Origin of the sequence: Pseudomonas sp. G34, assembly GCF_031119625.1 — a bacterium.
GTDB lineage: Bacteria > Pseudomonadota > Gammaproteobacteria > Pseudomonadales > Pseudomonadaceae > Aquipseudomonas.
Map to the genome: position 1 here is coordinate 393519 of NZ_JAVHZV010000029.1, position 15485 is coordinate 409003.

A 15485-nucleotide genomic window follows, 5' to 3' on the forward strand; every position below is an offset into this window, starting at 1 on the left:
GCTCAATCAGCGAACTCGGGATTCTGCTTGTTCATATGGGCCATCATCGCCACACGCAAATCGGCCGACTGCAGCATGGCGGCGTTCCAGGTGGCGACGTATTCGAGGCCGTCGTCGACCCGGTGATCGCGCATGTAGCGAATCATCTCCTTGGTGCCACGTACGGCAACCGGCGATTTTGCGGCGATCGCCCGGGCAATGTCCATCACACCGGCCAGCAATGTGTCGTGGGTCTCGAATACGCGGTTCACCAGGCCGATTTCCCGGGCTTCAGCGGCCTCGACGGTGCGCCCGGTGTAGGCCAGTTCACGCAGCATGCCGTCGCCGATCAGCCGTGGCAGCCGCTGCAGCGTGCCGACGTCGGCGGCCATGCCGATGTCGATTTCCTTGATGGCGAACTGCACGTCGGCGCTGCAGTAGCGCATGTCGCACCCGCTGACCAGGTCGATGGCGCCGCCCAGGCAATAGCCCTGGATGGCCGCCAGCACCGGCTTGCTGCACTGGTCGACGGCGTTGAACGAGGCCTGCAGTTCGATAATCTTGCGGCGCAGCGTTTGCGCATTGCGGCCGACATCCTTGCCCAGCTGGCTGCTGACCTGGGCCAGCAGGTTGAGGTCGATGCCCGAGGAAAAGTGCTTGCCGGCACCGGAGAGCACCACCACCCGAACCTCGTCGGTTTCGTCGGCCCAGCGGAAAACATCGATGATCTCCGTCCAGAAGGCGGCGTTCATCGCATTGATCTTGTCCGCTCGATCAATCACCACATGGGCGATCTTGTCCTGGAGTTCGACGCGAAAAGCCTGGTACTGCGACATGCAAGTCATCCTTCTGGTGGCGGCACGCGCCCCACCACGGCAGCAGGGGGCGAACCGCGCAACTATAGCAAGCGGCGCCTGAAAGTCGATCACGCCGCGCCATTGGCAGCACCGGGCTCACTGCTCGATGATGCAGTCCACCGTGTAGTAACTGCCCTGCTCGCCCTCATGGCGCTGCAGGCCGTGGACATCGGCGTCGAAACCCGGGAAACGCCGCTCGAAGGCCTGGGCGAAGCGCAGGTAGTCGATGATCGAGCGGGTTTGCGCCGTGAAACGCTCGCCCGGCATGATCAGCGGAATACCCGGCGGATAGGGCACCAGCATCACCGCGGCGATACGCCCTTCGACGTCATCGACCAGCACCTCTTCAACCTCGCCGCGTACCAGCTGGTTATAGGCATCGGCCGGTTTCAGGGCGATTTCGGGCAGTACGGTGTACATGCGCTTGAGGGATTTGGCGGTGGCGTTTTCGCGGTAGCAGTCATGCAATGAGTCGCACAGGTCGCGCAGGCCCATGCCCTGGTAACGAAGCCCACCTTCGCGGGCCACCGAGGGCAGCACCGAGCTCAGCGGCAGGTTGGCATCGTAGCTGCGCTTGAACTCCAGAAGCTCGGTCAACAGGGTGCTCCACTTGCCCTTGGTGATGCCCATCGAGAACAGCACCAGGAACGAATACAGGCCGGTCTTCTCGACCACCAGGCCGCGCTCCCAGAGAAACTTGCTGACCACCGCGGCGGGAATGCCGCGCTCGTCGAGCCGGCCGCCGGCGGTCAGCCCGGGCATCACCAGGGTCACCTTGATCGGGTCGAGCAGCACGTAGTCTTCGGCCACGTCGCCGAAACCGTGCCAGTCGGCTTCGGGTTGCAGCAGCCAGTCCGGCGTCGACACGTCGTCGGTGCCCTCGGTCTGCGGCGGCTGCCAGATGCTGAACCACCAGTCCTCGCTGCTCAGGCTCTGCCCCAGGTTGGCCAGGGCCCGGCGGAAGCTCAGGGCCTCGTCGAAGGTTTCCTGGATCAGCGACCGCCCGGCCGGCCCCTCCATCATCGCCGAAGCCACATCCAGCGAGGCGATGATGCCGTACTGCGGCGAGGTGGAGATGTGCATCATGAAGGCTTCGTTGAAGCGGTCGCGGTCGAGCTTGCGCCCGCCGGTGCCGGCGCCACCGTCCTGCACGTGGATCATCGACGCCTGGCTGAAGGCGGCCAGCAACTTGTGGGTCGAATGGGTGGTGAACACCATCGGGCCGGCGGCCTCGCGGGTGGTGCCCATGCCATAGCGCCCGGCATAGAACTCATGGAACGCGGCGTAGGCGTACCAGGCCTCGTCGAAGTGCAGCACCTCGACCGAATCGCCGAGGGTGCGTTTGATCAGTTCGGCGTTGTAGCACAAGCCGTCGTAGGTCGAGTTGGTCACCACCGCCAGCTTGACCTTGGCCTCGCGGCCGCGGGCCAGCGGGCTGGCATCGATCTTGGCCTGGATCGACTCGCGGGTGAATTCGCTCAGCGGAATCGGCCCGATGATGCCCAGCTCGTTACGTTCCGGCGACAGGTACAGGGGAATCGCGCCGGTCATGATGATCGCGTGGAGGATCGACTTGTGGCAGTTGCGGTCGACCAGCACCAGGTCATCGCGGCCGACCATCGAGTGCCAGACGATCTTGTTGGCGGTCGAGGTGCCGTTGATCACGAAATAGGTATGGTCGGCGCCGAAGTTGCGCGCGGCGCGTTCCTCGGCGGCGGCCAGCGGGCCGGTGTGGTCGAGCAGCGAGCCGAGCTCGGGCACCGACACCGACAGGTCGGAGCGCAGGGTGTTCTCCCCGAAGAACTGGTGAAACGCCTGCCCGACCGGGCTCTTGCGGTAGGCCACGCCACCGCCGTGGCCCGGCGTGTGCCAGGAATAGTTGGACTGCGAGGTGTGCTGCACCAGGGCCTTGAAGAACGGCGGCAGCAGGCCGTCGAGGTAATTGCGCGCGGCACGGGCCACCTGGCGGGCCAGGAACGGCACGGTGTCCTCGAACAGGTAGAGAATGCCGCGCAGCTGGTTGAGATCGGCCATGGCTTCGGCCGGCGCATTCTCGATGGTCACCTGCTCGCCCAGGGCGAAGATCGGCAGTTGCGGTGCGCGGCGGCGGGCGATGCGGATCAGCTCGACCATATCCTGCAGCAGGTGGCGATTCTCACCAGCGCCCTCGGCGGCCACCAGGATGCAGGCCAGGCCGTGGTGGGTCGAGGCGACGATGTGGCCTTCCGCCGAACTGGCGGTGGAGAGAATGGTGAAGCCGTCCTGCTCCAGCTCGGTGGCGATGGCCCGCACCCGCTCGCCGGCCACGGTATCGGCCTTGATGTCACGATGAACGATGAGTACCGGGAACTTGAGGTCTTTGTACATCAGTTGCACCTGAGGTCATGCGGAACGAACCCGCTATGCCCTCAGGGTAGAGGCTCGCCGGATTGGACGGAACCCCTCGCGCAGAGCGCTGTACGAAAAGGTCGCAATTGACCGATCAGGAGGCGGATGTGCCCTGCTCTGCGGCGTCCAGCTGAGCCCACAGGGCCGGCGCACCAGCGGCCTTTTCGATCACCGCCAGGCGTGCGACATGGGCAGCCAGCTCGTCGGCATTGGCAGCGATCACCACGCCACGGGGCCGCTCGGCGGGCAGGCGGCGAATCGGCGTGGCCTGCTGGCGACCACTGCCATCGCCCTCGGCGCCTTCGCCGGCCAGGGACAGGTTGGTCTGCCCACCGGTCATCGCCAGGTAGACGTCGGCGAGGATCTCCGAGTCGAGCAAGGCGCCGTGCAGTTCACGGCCGGAGTTGTCGACGCCGTAGCGCTTGCACAGCGCATCGAGGCTGTTGCGCTGGCCCGGGTGACGCTCGCGGGCCATCTGCAGGGTGTCGAGCACGTCGCAATAGGCCGAGATGTCCGCACGCTCGTGCTGGCCGATCAGGGCGAACTCGTTGTTCAGGAAGCCGATGTCGAAGGGCGCGTTGTGAATGATCAGCTGCGCACCCTTGATGAACTCGTAGAACTCGTCGGCGACTTCCTTGAAGCGCGGCTTGTCCTTGAGATCCTCGTTGGTGATGCCGTGCACCGCGATGGCGCCCTCATCGATCTCACGGTCCGGCTGCAGGTAGATGTGGAAATGCCGCCCGGTCAGGCGCCGCCCCTCGACCTCCACGCAACCGATCTCGATGACCCGGTGGCCATCGTTTACCGGCATACCGGTGGTTTCAGTATCCAGTACGACTCTACGCACGCTTCATGCTCCTGATATCTTCGACGCCACGATTGGCCAGCTGGTCGGCGCGTTCGTTGCCGGGGTGGCCGATATGGCCGCGCACCCATTCCCAGGTGACGTTGTGGCGGTTGACCTGCTCGTCCAGCTGCTGCCAGAGGTCGGCATTCTTCACCGGTTCCTTGGCGGCGGTTTTCCAGCCGCGTTTCTTCCAGTTGGGCATCCACTCCTTGATGCCCTTCATGACGTACTGCGAATCGGTGACCAGGCGCACGTTGCACGGGCGCTTGAGTTCGGCCAGGCCGCGAATCGCGCCCATCAGCTCCATGCGGTTGTTGGTGGTCACGGCCTCGCCGCCCCACAACTCCTTTTCCACGCCCTGGAACACCAGCAATGCACCCCAGCCACCGACGCCGGGATTGCCCTTGCAGGCACCGTCGGTGTAAAGCTCAACTTGATCGGACATGCAGCGCCTTTATCTATGCTCTGATTTCGATGTGCGGGGCCAGGTTATGCGCCGTCACGGTCGCGACGGCTGAGTTTGGCCACCGGCATGGGCATCAGCTTGCCCATCGGCTCGCGACGGGACTGGCGCAGCGGGCGCAGGCCGACGACCAGCTTGCGCGCCACCAATACGTAAAACCCGCCACCCGGCGATTGCCAGGCACCGCCCCAGCGCTCCAGGGAGGCCAGCCGAGCCTGCCAGGCCGCCGAAGCAAGCGGCGGACGATAACATCCGAAGCGCCGTTTCTCCAGCGCGAAGCCCAGCAGGTTGAGCCAGTCAGCGAGCCGCCCAGGGGCGATGCAGCGGGCGTCGTGCAACACGTCGTGGGCGAACAGGTGGCGCACGCCCCAGGCGCTCATCGGGTTGATACCGACGACCAGCAGGTGCCCGCCCGGACGCACGCTGCGCGCCGCCTCACGCAGCAAGCCATGGGGCGACTGGCTGAAATCCAGGCCGTGCTGCAGCACCACCACGTCGGCGGCGTGCTCGACCAGCGGCCAGGACTGCTCCTCGCAGACGATCTCCACCCCCGCGAACGGCGCCCCCAGGCGCACGCTGCGCTGGATCTGCTGGGTTTCCAGGGAGGTTTCGGCGCAAGGGCCGTAATGCACCAGGTAGCCGCCGAAGAACCGTGCCAGCTCTTCGTCGAGCAAACGCTGCTCCTGCTCGAGCAGCAGGCGGCCCAGGGGGCTGGTGAACCACTGCCGGGCCGCACCGATCAGTTGCAGCCAGTCGGCATCGGCCTGGGCGAAGGGGTTGTCGGTCATGGACGCGTGCTCATGGGCTGCTTGTTCATGAAAAATACCTGCATAGCCATCTCTAACAATGACACCTAAGATGCACCTTTGTCCCCAGCTTGGCGACCACCTGATGATCAAGATCGAAGCCCTGAGCGCATTCTCCGACAACTACATCTGGCTGCTGCAGGATGCGCAGCACAAGCGTGTCGCGGTGGTCGACCCCGGCGACGCCGCCCCCGTGCAGGCCTGGCTGCAGCAGCATGGCGACTGGACGCTGAGCGATATCCTGATCACCCATCACCACAACGATCACGTCGGCGGGGTCGAGCAGCTGCGCCGCGAAACCGGCGCACGGGTCTACGGCCCGGCCAGCGAGAACATTCCGGGCCGCGACCAGGCGCTGGTCGATGGCGAGCGTATCGAGGTGCTGGGCCTGGCCATGCAGGTCTTCGAGGTGCCCGGCCATACCCTGGGCCATATCGCCTTCTATCAACCCGAGCAGCACTGGCTGTTCTGCGGTGACACGCTGTTCGCCGCCGGCTGCGGTCGGCTGTTCGAAGGCACGCCGCAACAGATGCACCAGTCATTGCAGCGCCTGGCAGAGTTGCCGGACGACACGCTGATCTATTGCGCCCATGAATACACGCTCAGCAACCTGCGCTTCGCCAGGGCCGTCGAGCCGGCCAACCAGGCGATTGCCGAGCGCTTCGCGCAGGTCGAGGCCTGGCGTCAGCAAGGGCAGATCAGCCTGCCGTCCGACCTCAAGCTCGAACGCGCCACCAACCCGTTTCTGCGCGCCGGCGAAACATCGGTTAAAGAAATGATCGCCAGCCGGGAAGCACGCGCCATGGCCAGCGAGGGCGAGGTTTTTGCCGCATTGCGCGCCTGGAAGGATCACTTCTGAAGTACCGACTGGCCCGCAAAAATCCTGGTCAAAACTTGACCACCCCTGGATCGGTTTCTAGAATCGCCCGACTTTCGATCCAGGATACCCCCCATAACCAATGCCTTCTTCCCGACCTAACCCCTTGAATTCAAAGGCATTGGCTCTGCGCTATCCGGCGCTGGCCCTGGCGGTTTGTGCCGTGCTCAGCGGCTGCCAGAGCCTCGATCAACAACAGGTCGAGAACGCGCCGGCAGTGGACTTGAGCGGCAGAACGCCGCACCAGCCGCTATGGATCGAGGGCACGGCCAAGGCCGAGCAGCCCAAGGATATCTGGGAACGTGTGCGCTCCGGTTATCAGTTGCAGGACGCGATCGGCGTCAACCCGCGCATCGAACAACAGCGCCTGTGGTTCTCCAGCAACCCGTCGTTCGTCGAGAAGGCCGGGGAGCGCAGCAATCCCTACATCCATTACATCGTCGAGCGCCTCGAAGAGCGCAACATGCCGATGGAGCTGGCGCTGCTGCCGATGATCGAGAGCGCCTACAACCCCTTCGCCTATTCGCCGGCCGATGCCGTCGGGCTGTGGCAGTTCATCCCCTCCACGGGGCGCAACTTCAACTTGCGGCAAACCCGCTGGTACGACGGTCGCCGCGACGTCACGGCGTCCACCCAGGCGGCCATGGACTACCTGGCGCGCCTGCACGAGATGTTCAACGGTGACTGGCTGCTGGCCCTGGCGGCCTACAACGCCGGCGAAGGCCGGGTCAGCCGCGCCATCGAGCGCAACCAGAAGCTCGGCCTGCCAACCGACTACTGGAACCTGTCGCTGCCCCAGGAAACCCAGAACTACGTGCCCAAGCTGCTGGCCCTGTCCCAGGTGGTCATGGCGCCAAACGCCTATGGCGTGAGCCTGGCACCGATCGCCAACGAGCCCTATTTCGAGGAGGTGGAGCTCAAGCAGCGCATGGACCTGGCTCGGGTAGCGGCCCTGGCCGAGGTCGACGAAGACGAGCTGTACCTGCTCAACCCCGCGTTCAAGAAACGCGTCACCGTCGACGGCCCGCAGCACCTGCTGGTGCCGACCCAGAAGGTCGAACTGCTGACCGCCAATCTGTCGACGCTCAAACCCGAGGATCGGGGCCTGCAGGAATACGTGGTGCGCGCCGGCGACAACCTGCACGGCATCGCCAACCGCTACGAGCTGAGCGTTGCCAGCATCAAGGAGCTCAACCAGCTCAGCGGCAACACCCTCGCCGTGGGCCAGCACCTGAGCCTGCCGACCAGCCTGCAGTCAGTGCCTGACCAGGCGCCGCAGCGCACCGTCAATACCGCCGTGGCCTCGCGCAACTACACCATCCGCAATGGCGACAACCTCTGGCAGATCGCCAGGGCCCACAATGTCGCGGTCAACGACATCCAGCGCTGGAATGCCCTGAAGGGCAACTCGCTGCGTGTCGGGCAAACCATCAAGCTGCAGGGCGGCACCGGCACCGGCAAAGCACGAAGCGTCGCGCAACGGGACGGCGTCACCTACTACAAGGTGCGCAAGGGCGATTCCCTGCACCTGATCGCCAAGCGTTTCAACGTGCAGATGAAGAACCTGCAGAGCTGGAACCCGCGCACCGGCAAGGCCCTGAAACCGGGCCAGGTACTGACCCTGCGCCTGCCTGACTGACGCGCATTGCAACACACTTGAGGCGGGCCGCCGGGGTCGCTCTTTTTCCTGTACAGACAAGCTGTTACTGTACGGAAACCTTGCTGCCCCGGATCGGATATTGCTCTTGAGACGCCCCCTCCTCTCGCTGTTTTTTGGCCTGGCCACCAGCTTCCCGGCCTCGGCAACGCTCAGCGAAAGCCACGGCTATGCGCAATTCGGCGCGCTCAAGTACCCCGCCAGTTTCACCCATTTCGACTGGGTCAACCCCGAAGCGCCCAAGGGCGGCACCCTGCGCATCATGGCCGCCGGCAGTTTCGACACGCTCAACCCCTATACGCTCAAGGGCACCAGCCCGGTGGCCACCGCCAACTTTCTGCAATACGGCGTGACCGAACTGAACGAGCCGCTGATGGTGGGCACCGGGCCGTACGATCCGTCCGGTGACGAGCCGGCCTCCAGCTACGGGCTGATCGCCAGCTCCGTGGAATACAGCGAAGAGCGCAGCTGGGTGGTGTTCAACCTGCGCCCCGAGGCGCGTTTTCACGATGGCAAACCGATCACCGCCTATGACGTGGCGTTTTCCTACCGGTTGCTGCTCAAGGAAGGCCACCCGCAGTACCGCACCAGCCTGCAGGAAGTGAAACGGGTCGATATCCTCAATCGCCACCGCGTGCGCTTCGTGCTCAAGCGTGCCAACAATCCGCTGCTGATCCTGCGCCTGGGCGAGCTGCCGGTGCTGCCGCAGCACTACTGGAAGGATCGCGATTTCAAGGCCACCACCTTCGAGCCGCCGCTGGGCAGCGGCCCCTATCGCATCACCCGGGTCAACCCGGGGCGCAGCCTGACCTTCGAGCGGGTGCAGGACTGGTGGGGCGCGGCGCTGCCGGCCAACCGCGGCAAGTACAACTTCGACCGGGTCGAAGTGGATTTCTACCGCGACAGCCACGTCGCCTTCGAGGCCTTCAAGGCCGGCGAATTCGATTTCTACATCGAGCAGCAGGCGAAGAACTGGGCCAACAACTACCGCTTCCCGGCGGCAACCCGTGGCGAGGTGGTGCGTGCGGAGATCCCTCACCAGATTCCCACTCAGACCCAGGCGCTGTTCATGAACACCCGCCGCGCCACCTTCGAGGACGCCCGCGTGCGCGAAGCACTGGGCCTGATGTTCGATTTCGAGTGGACCAACCGCACCCTGTTCAACAGCTCCTATACCCGTGCCGCCAGCTATTACCCCAACAGCGAGTTCTCCGCCAAGGGCAAGCCGCAAGGCGCCGAATGGCTGCTGTTGTCGCCGTTTCGCGGGCAGTTGCCCCCCAGGCTGTTCACCGAGCCTTTCAGGATGCCGGTTACCGATGGCCGTGGCATTCCCCGCGAAACCATGCGCCGTGCGCTCGGTCTATTGGCCGAGGCCGGCTTCAAACCCTCGGGGCAGCGCCTCATCAACGGCAAAGGCCAGCCGCTGAGTTTCGAAATCCTGTTGGTCAACCCCAACCTGGAGCGCATTCTCCAGCCATTCACCGAGAACCTGGCCAGCATCGGCATCCAGGCCAACCTGAGAACCGTGGATCGCGCCCAATACAAACAACGCCTGGATCGCTTCGAATTCGACATGATCCTGCTGACCCTGCCGCAAACCCTCAGTCCCGGCCTGGAGCAAGCGCTGTACTTCCATTCCAGCCAGGCCAGCGTGAAGGGCGGCAGGAATTACGCCGGCATCAACGATCCGGTCGTCGATGCCCTGCTCGAAAAGCTGCTCTCTGCCCGTACGCGTGATGAACAGGTGGCCGCCACCCGCGCCCTGGATCGCGTGATGCTCTGGCAGCACTACACCATTCCCAATTGGTACATCGACTATCACCGCCTGGCGTACCGCAATCGCTTTGCCTTCGTCGCCACGCCGCCCTACACGCTGGGGCTGCGCAGTTGGTGGCTGAAACCCACGGAGACCACCCAATGACGCGCCCACTGCGTTCATTTCTCGTGCTCGGCAGCGCCCTGCTGCTTGGCCTCGCGAGCCTCGCCCAGGCCGCCCCGCAACATGCCCTGACGCTGTACGGCGAAGCGCCGAAATACCCGGCCAACTTCAAGCATTTCGATTACGTGAACCCCGATGCACCCAAGGGCGGCGTGCTGCGCCTGCCCGGCCTCAACGGTTTCGACAGCTTCAACCCGTTCATTCCCAAGGGCAACCCGGCCGACCGTATCGGGCTGATCTACGACACCCTCACCTACCACTCGCCGGACGAACCCTTCACCGAATACGGCCTGCTCGCCGAAAAGGTCGAGAAAGGCGCCGATGACAGCTACGTGCGCTTCTATCTCAACCCCAAGGCGCGCTTTCACGATGGCCAGCCGGTCACCGCCGAGGATGTGATCTTCACCTTCAACGTGCTGCTCGAACACGGCGACCCGATGTACCGGCACTACTACGCCGATGTCGCCGAGGTGGTCGCCGAAAACCCGCGCACCGTGCGCTTCAACTTCAAGCATGCCGGCAACCGCGAGCTGCCGCTGATTCTCGGCCAGCTGCAGGTGCTCCCCAAGCACTGGTGGCAAGGTCGCGACTTCTCCCGTGGCAGCCTGGAGCCGCCACTGGGCAGCGGCCCGTACCGCATCGCCGGGTTCTCGCCAAACAGCTCGATCCGCTTCGAGCGAGTAAAGGACTGGTGGGCCAAGGATCTGCCGGTGGCCCGCGGGATGTACAACTTCGACGAAATCCGCATCGAGTACTTCCGCGACATGGCGGTCGCCCTGGAAGCCTTCAAGGCCGGCCAGTTCGACGTCAACCTCGAGTACTCGGCCAAGGACTGGGCCACCGGCTACAACTCGCCGGCGCTGCGCGCCGGGCGCTTCGTCCAGGAAGCCTTCCCCAACCGCAATCCGGCCGGCATGCAGGGTTTCGTGTTCAACACCCGCAAGCCGATGTTCCAGGACCCGCGGGTGCGCGAGGCGATCGCCCAGCTGTTCGATTTCGAATGGGCCAACAAGCAGCTGTTCTACGGCGCCTACAAGCGCACCCACAGCTACTTCGAAAACTCGGAAATGGCCGCCCGGGGCCTGCCCAGCCCGGCCGAGCTGAAGCTGCTCGAACCGCTGCGCGGGCAGATTCCCGACCGCGTATTCACCGAGGCCTTCGCGCCGCCGGTCAGCGACGGCAGCGGCATCATCCGCGACCAGGCGCGGCGCGCCTATCAACTGCTCACCGAGGCCGGCTACCGGATCGAGAACGACAAGATGGTCGATGCCAACGGCAACCAGCTGGCGTTCGAGTTCCTCAATACCCAGGCCAACCTGGAGCGGGTGATCCTGCCGTTCAAACGCAACCTGGCCGAGCTGGGCATCGACCTGCAGATCCGCCGGGTCGACGTTTCCCAGTACATCAACCGCCTGCGTTCGCGGGATTTCGACATGACCTCGGCGATCTGGCCGCAATCGAGTTCGCCCGGCAACGAGCAACGCGAGTTCTGGCACTCCAGCAGCGCCGACAACCCGGGCAGCCGTAACCTCATTGGCCTGCGTGACCCGGCGATCGACAAGCTGGTCGAGGGGCTGATCCAGGCCGACTCCCGTGAGTCGCTGATCACCCACACCCGCGCCCTGGATCGTGTGCTGCTGTGGGGCAACTACGTGGTGCCCAACTACTACGTGGACGCCTACCGCGTCGCCTACTGGAAGCGCTTCGGCCATCCGCAGAAATCGCCGCTCTACGACTACGGCCTGATGACCTGGTGGCAGGAAAAGCCGATCGGCGAAGTGATCAGCAACGAGGACAAAACCACCCCAGAGCAGGAAGAACGCTAGATGCTCGCCTATATCCTGCGCCGCCTGCTGCTGATCATCCCCACCGTGTTCGGCATTCTGGTCATCAACTTCGCGATCATCCAGGCCGCGCCCGGCGGCCCGGTGGAACAGATGATCGCCAAGCTCGAGGGCTTCGACGCCGCCGCCGGTGGTGCCACCGGGCGCATCTCCGGCGGTGGCGGTGGCGAGGTGTCCACCGCCGGCTCCAACTACCGCGGCGCCCAGGGCCTGGATCCGGAACTGATCGCCGAGATCGAGAAGATGTACGGCTTCGACAAATCGGCCCCCGAACGCTTCTGGATCATGATCAAGAATTACGCCCAGCTGGACTTCGGCGACAGCTTCTTTCGCGATGCCAAGGTCATCGACCTGATCATGGAAAAAATGCCGGTATCCATCTCCCTGGGACTGTGGAGCACCTTGATCATGTACCTGGTGTCCATCCCCCTGGGTATCGCCAAGGCCACCCGGCACGGCAGCGCCTTCGACGTATGGACCAGCTCGGCGATCATCATCGGCTACGCCATTCCGGCCTTCCTGTTCGCCATCCTGCTGATCGTGCTGTTCGCCGGCGGCAGCTATTGGGACTGGTTCCCGCTGCGCGGCCTGACGTCCAGCAACTTCGAGCAGCTGAGCCTGGGCGGCAAGATCCTCGACTACTTCTGGCACCTGGCCTTGCCGGTGACCGCGCTGGTGATCGGCAACTTCGCCACCCTCACCCTGCTGACCAAGAACAGCTTTCTCGACGAGATCAACAAACAGTACGTGACCACCGCCCGGGCCAAGGGCCTGAGCAACGCCCGGGTGCTCTATGGCCACGTGTTCCGCAACGCCATGCTGCTGATCATCGCCGGCTTTCCGGCCGCCTTCATCGGCATGTTCTTCACCGGCTCCTTGCTCATCGAGGTGATCTTCTCCCTCGACGGCCTGGGCCTGTTGAGCTTCGAGGCGGCGATCAACCGCGATTACCCGGTGGTCTTCGGCACCCTGTTCATCTTCACCTTGCTGGGGCTGGTCGTGAAACTGATCGGTGACATCACCTATACCCTGGTCGATCCGCGCATCGACTTCGAAAGCAGGGAGGCCTGAGCCATGGCACTTTCCCCGCTCAACCAACGCCGTTTCGAACGCTTCAAGGCCCACAAACGCGGCTGGTGGTCGCTGTGGATCTTTCTCGCGCTGTTCTTCGTGACCCTGGGCGCCGAGCTGATCGCCAACGACAAACCGCTGGTGGTCAGCTATGACGGCGAGCTGTACTTCCCGGTGCTCAAGCGCTACCCGGAGACCACCTTTGGCGGTGAGTTCCCGTTGCAGGCCAACTACAAGAGCCCGTACATCCAGGACCTGATCGAGCAGAAGGACGGCTGGATGGTCTGGCCGCCGATCCCCTTCAGCTATTCGAGCATCAACTACGACCTCAAGGTGCCCGCCCCCGCGCCGCCCTCGGCGGCCAACTGGCTGGGCACCGACGACCAGGGTCGCGACGTGCTGGCGCGGGTCATCTATGGCTTCCGCATTTCCGTGCTGTTCGCCCTGGCGCTGACCCTGGCCAGCTCGGTGATCGGTGTTGCCGCTGGCGCCCTGCAGGGCTTCTACGGCGGCTGGGTGGACCTGGCCGGGCAACGTTTCCTGGAGATCTGGTCGGGTTTGCCGGTGCTCTACCTGCTGATCATTCTCGCCAGTTTCGTGCAGCCCAACTTCTGGTGGCTGCTGGGGCTGATGCTGCTGTTCTCCTGGATGAGCCTGGTCGATGTGGTGCGCGCCGAGTTCCTGCGGGGCCGCAACCTCGAATACGTGCGCGCGGCGCGGGCACTGGGCATGCGCAACGGCGCGATCATGTTCCGCCACATCCTGCCCAACGCCATGGTCTCGACCATGACCTTCCTGCCGTTCATCGTCACGGGCGCCATCGGCACCCTTACCGCCCTGGACTTCCTGGGCTTCGGCCTGCCGGCCGGTTCGCCGTCGCTCGGCGAGCTGGTCGCCCAGGGCAAGTCCAACCTGCAAGCGCCGTGGCTGGGTATCAGCGCCTTCGCCGTACTGGCCATCATGTTGAGCCTGCTGGTGTTTATCGGCGAGGCGGCTCGCGATGCGTTCGACCCGAGGAAATGACATGAGCCACCCTGATAACCTCGTCGAAATCCGCGACCTCTCCGTCGCCTTCGTCAGTGGTGACAGCCACCGCCAGGTGGTCAACCACATCAGCTTCGACATCCGCCGCGGTGAAACCCTGGCCCTGGTCGGCGAAAGCGGCTCCGGCAAGTCGGTCACCGCCCACTCGATCCTGCGCCTGCTGCCCTACCCGCTCGCCCAGCATCCCAGCGGCACGATCAACTACGATGGCCAGGACCTGCTCAAACTGCCCGAACGCAAACTGCGTGGCATCCGTGGCAACCGCATCGCCATGGTCTTCCAGGAGCCGATGACCTCGCTGAACCCGCTGCACAACATCGAAAAACAGATCAACGAGGTGCTCGCCCTGCACAAGGGCCTGCGCGGCAAGGCCGCTACCCAGCGCACCCTGGAGCTGCTCGAACTGGTCGGCATCCCGGAGCCGCACAAGCGCCTCAAGGCCCTGCCCCACGAGCTGTCCGGCGGGCAACGCCAGCGGGTGATGATCGCCATGGCCCTGGCCAACGAGCCGGAGCTGCTGATCGCCGACGAGCCGACCACGGCGCTGGACGTGACGGTGCAATTGAAGATCCTCGAGCTGCTCAAGGATCTGCAGGCGCGCCTGGGCATGGCCATGTTGATCATCACCCATGACCTCAAGCTGGTACGCCGTATCGCGCAACGCGTGTGCGTGATGCAGAACGGCGAGCTGGTCGAGCAGGCGGACTGCGAGACCCTGTTCAACACCCCCCAGCACCCCTACACCTGCGAACTGCTGGCTGCCGAGCCGGACGGCGAGCCGGTCGCCAGCGAAGACGCCGATACCTTGCTGCAGGTCGAAGACTTGCGCGTCTGGTTCCCGATCAAGAAAGGCTTGCTGCGCCGCACGGTCGATCACGTCAAGGCCGTCGATGGCATCAACTTCAGCCTGCAGCGCGGCCAGACCCTGGGCATCGTCGGCGAAAGCGGCTCGGGGAAATCCACTCTGGGCCTGGCGATCCTGCGCCTGATCGGCAGCCAGGGTGGTATCCGCTTTGGCGAGCACCAGCTGGGCGCCATGTCGCAAGGTGAGGTACGCCCACTGCGCCGGGAAATGCAGGTGGTGTTCCAGGATCCGTTCGGCAGCCTCAGCCCGCGCATGACGGTGGGCATGATCGTCGGTGAAGGGCTGCGCATCCACGGTATCGGCAGCGCTGCCGAACAGGAGCAGGCGATCATCGCAGCCCTGCAGGAGGTCGGCCTCGACCCCGAGAGCCGTCACCGCTACCCCCACGAGTTCTCGGGTGGCCAGCGCCAACGCGTCGCCATCGCCCGCGCCCTGGTGCTCAAGCCGGCGCTGATCCTGCTCGACGAGCCGACCTCGGCCCTGGATCGTACCGTGCAGCGCCAGGTGGTCGACCTGCTGCGCTCGCTGCAGGTCAAATACAACCTCAGCTACCTGTTCATCAGCCATGACCTGGCGGTGGTTCGCGCCATCAGCCACCAGTTGATGGTGGTGAAACAAGGCAAGGTCGTCGAGCAAGGCGACGCCAAGGCACTCTTCCAGGCGCCCCAGCACCCCTATACCCAGCAGCTTCTGGAAGCGGCATTCCTGACCAGCGTGAAACCTGCAACGGCCTGAAGCGGCGCCTTGAACCTGCGGCGCAAAGCCGGCGCAGGCTCGACACGCCGCAGGCTGAGCCCTACAAAACCTGCAGATGCACAAAGGCCCCGAAATCGGGGCCTTTGTCATTG

12 protein-coding genes are annotated in these 15485 nt (G+C 64.4%); 7 read left to right on the plus strand and 5 right to left on the minus strand.

The genetic code is table 11. The features are described 5' to 3' along the window. Positions 1 to 2 precede the first annotated feature (2 nt). The 5 genes from QYS36_RS20130 to QYS36_RS20150 form a co-directional block, all read right to left on the minus strand. Positions 3 to 815, minus strand: coding sequence for a crotonase/enoyl-CoA hydratase family protein (locus QYS36_RS20130; RefSeq protein WP_308841138.1), 813 nt, complete (start codon positions 813 to 815; stop codon positions 3 to 5). Between the two features lie 117 nt (positions 816 to 932). Continuing rightward, positions 933 to 3203 (minus strand): arginine/lysine/ornithine decarboxylase, encoded by a 2271-nt coding sequence (locus QYS36_RS20135; protein ID WP_308841139.1) that lies wholly within the window; start codon positions 3201 to 3203, stop codon positions 933 to 935. Positions 3204 to 3318: 115 nt separating this feature from the next. Beyond that, positions 3319 to 4071 carry a DNA polymerase III subunit epsilon gene (dnaQ, locus tag QYS36_RS20140; protein WP_308841140.1) on the minus strand — a complete coding sequence of 251 codons (753 nt, stop codon included), beginning with the start codon at positions 4069 to 4071 and terminating at the stop codon, positions 3319 to 3321. Then, on the minus strand, positions 4064 to 4516 hold the full coding sequence (gene rnhA / locus QYS36_RS20145) for a ribonuclease HI (RefSeq protein WP_070887466.1): 453 nt from the start codon (positions 4514 to 4516) through the stop codon (positions 4064 to 4066). The genes dnaQ and rnhA overlap by 8 nt, the downstream gene beginning before the upstream one ends. Positions 4517 to 4560: 44 nt before the next feature. Further along, entirely contained in the window at positions 4561 to 5322 is a 762-nt protein-coding gene (locus QYS36_RS20150; protein ID WP_308841141.1) for a methyltransferase domain-containing protein, read from the minus strand. Positions 5323 to 5425: 103 nt separating this feature from the next. On the opposite strand from QYS36_RS20150, the gene gloB reads away from it, so the two are divergent. From gloB to QYS36_RS20185, 7 genes are all read left to right on the plus strand, one after another. Further along, complete coding sequence (gloB, locus tag QYS36_RS20155) at positions 5426 to 6199, plus strand: hydroxyacylglutathione hydrolase (RefSeq protein WP_308841400.1); 774 nt, start codon at positions 5426 to 5428, stop codon at positions 6197 to 6199. A 100-nt stretch (positions 6200 to 6299) separates the two neighbouring features. Further along, entirely contained in the window at positions 6300 to 7856 is a 1557-nt protein-coding gene (locus QYS36_RS20160) for a LysM peptidoglycan-binding domain-containing protein (RefSeq protein WP_308841142.1), read from the plus strand. A gap of 106 nt (positions 7857 to 7962) precedes the next feature. After that, positions 7963 to 9795 (plus strand): extracellular solute-binding protein, encoded by a 1833-nt coding sequence (locus QYS36_RS20165; protein WP_308841143.1) that lies wholly within the window; start codon positions 7963 to 7965, stop codon positions 9793 to 9795. After that, positions 9792 to 11639, plus strand: coding sequence for an extracellular solute-binding protein (locus QYS36_RS20170; protein ID WP_308841144.1), 1848 nt, complete (start codon positions 9792 to 9794; stop codon positions 11637 to 11639). The genes QYS36_RS20165 and QYS36_RS20170 overlap by 4 nt, the downstream gene beginning before the upstream one ends. Continuing rightward, positions 11640 to 12728 carry a microcin C ABC transporter permease YejB gene (locus QYS36_RS20175; RefSeq protein ID WP_308841145.1) on the plus strand — a complete coding sequence of 363 codons (1089 nt, stop codon included), beginning with the start codon at positions 11640 to 11642 and terminating at the stop codon, positions 12726 to 12728. A 3-nt stretch (positions 12729 to 12731) separates the two neighbouring features. After that, positions 12732 to 13751: an ABC transporter permease gene (locus tag QYS36_RS20180; protein WP_308841146.1), complete on the plus strand. Its 1020-nt coding sequence runs from the start codon at positions 12732 to 12734 to the stop codon at positions 13749 to 13751. Position 13752: 1 nt separating this feature from the next. Further along, positions 13753 to 15372, plus strand: coding sequence for an ABC transporter ATP-binding protein (locus QYS36_RS20185; RefSeq protein WP_308841147.1), 1620 nt, complete (start codon positions 13753 to 13755; stop codon positions 15370 to 15372). Positions 15373 to 15485: the final 113 nt, after the last annotated feature.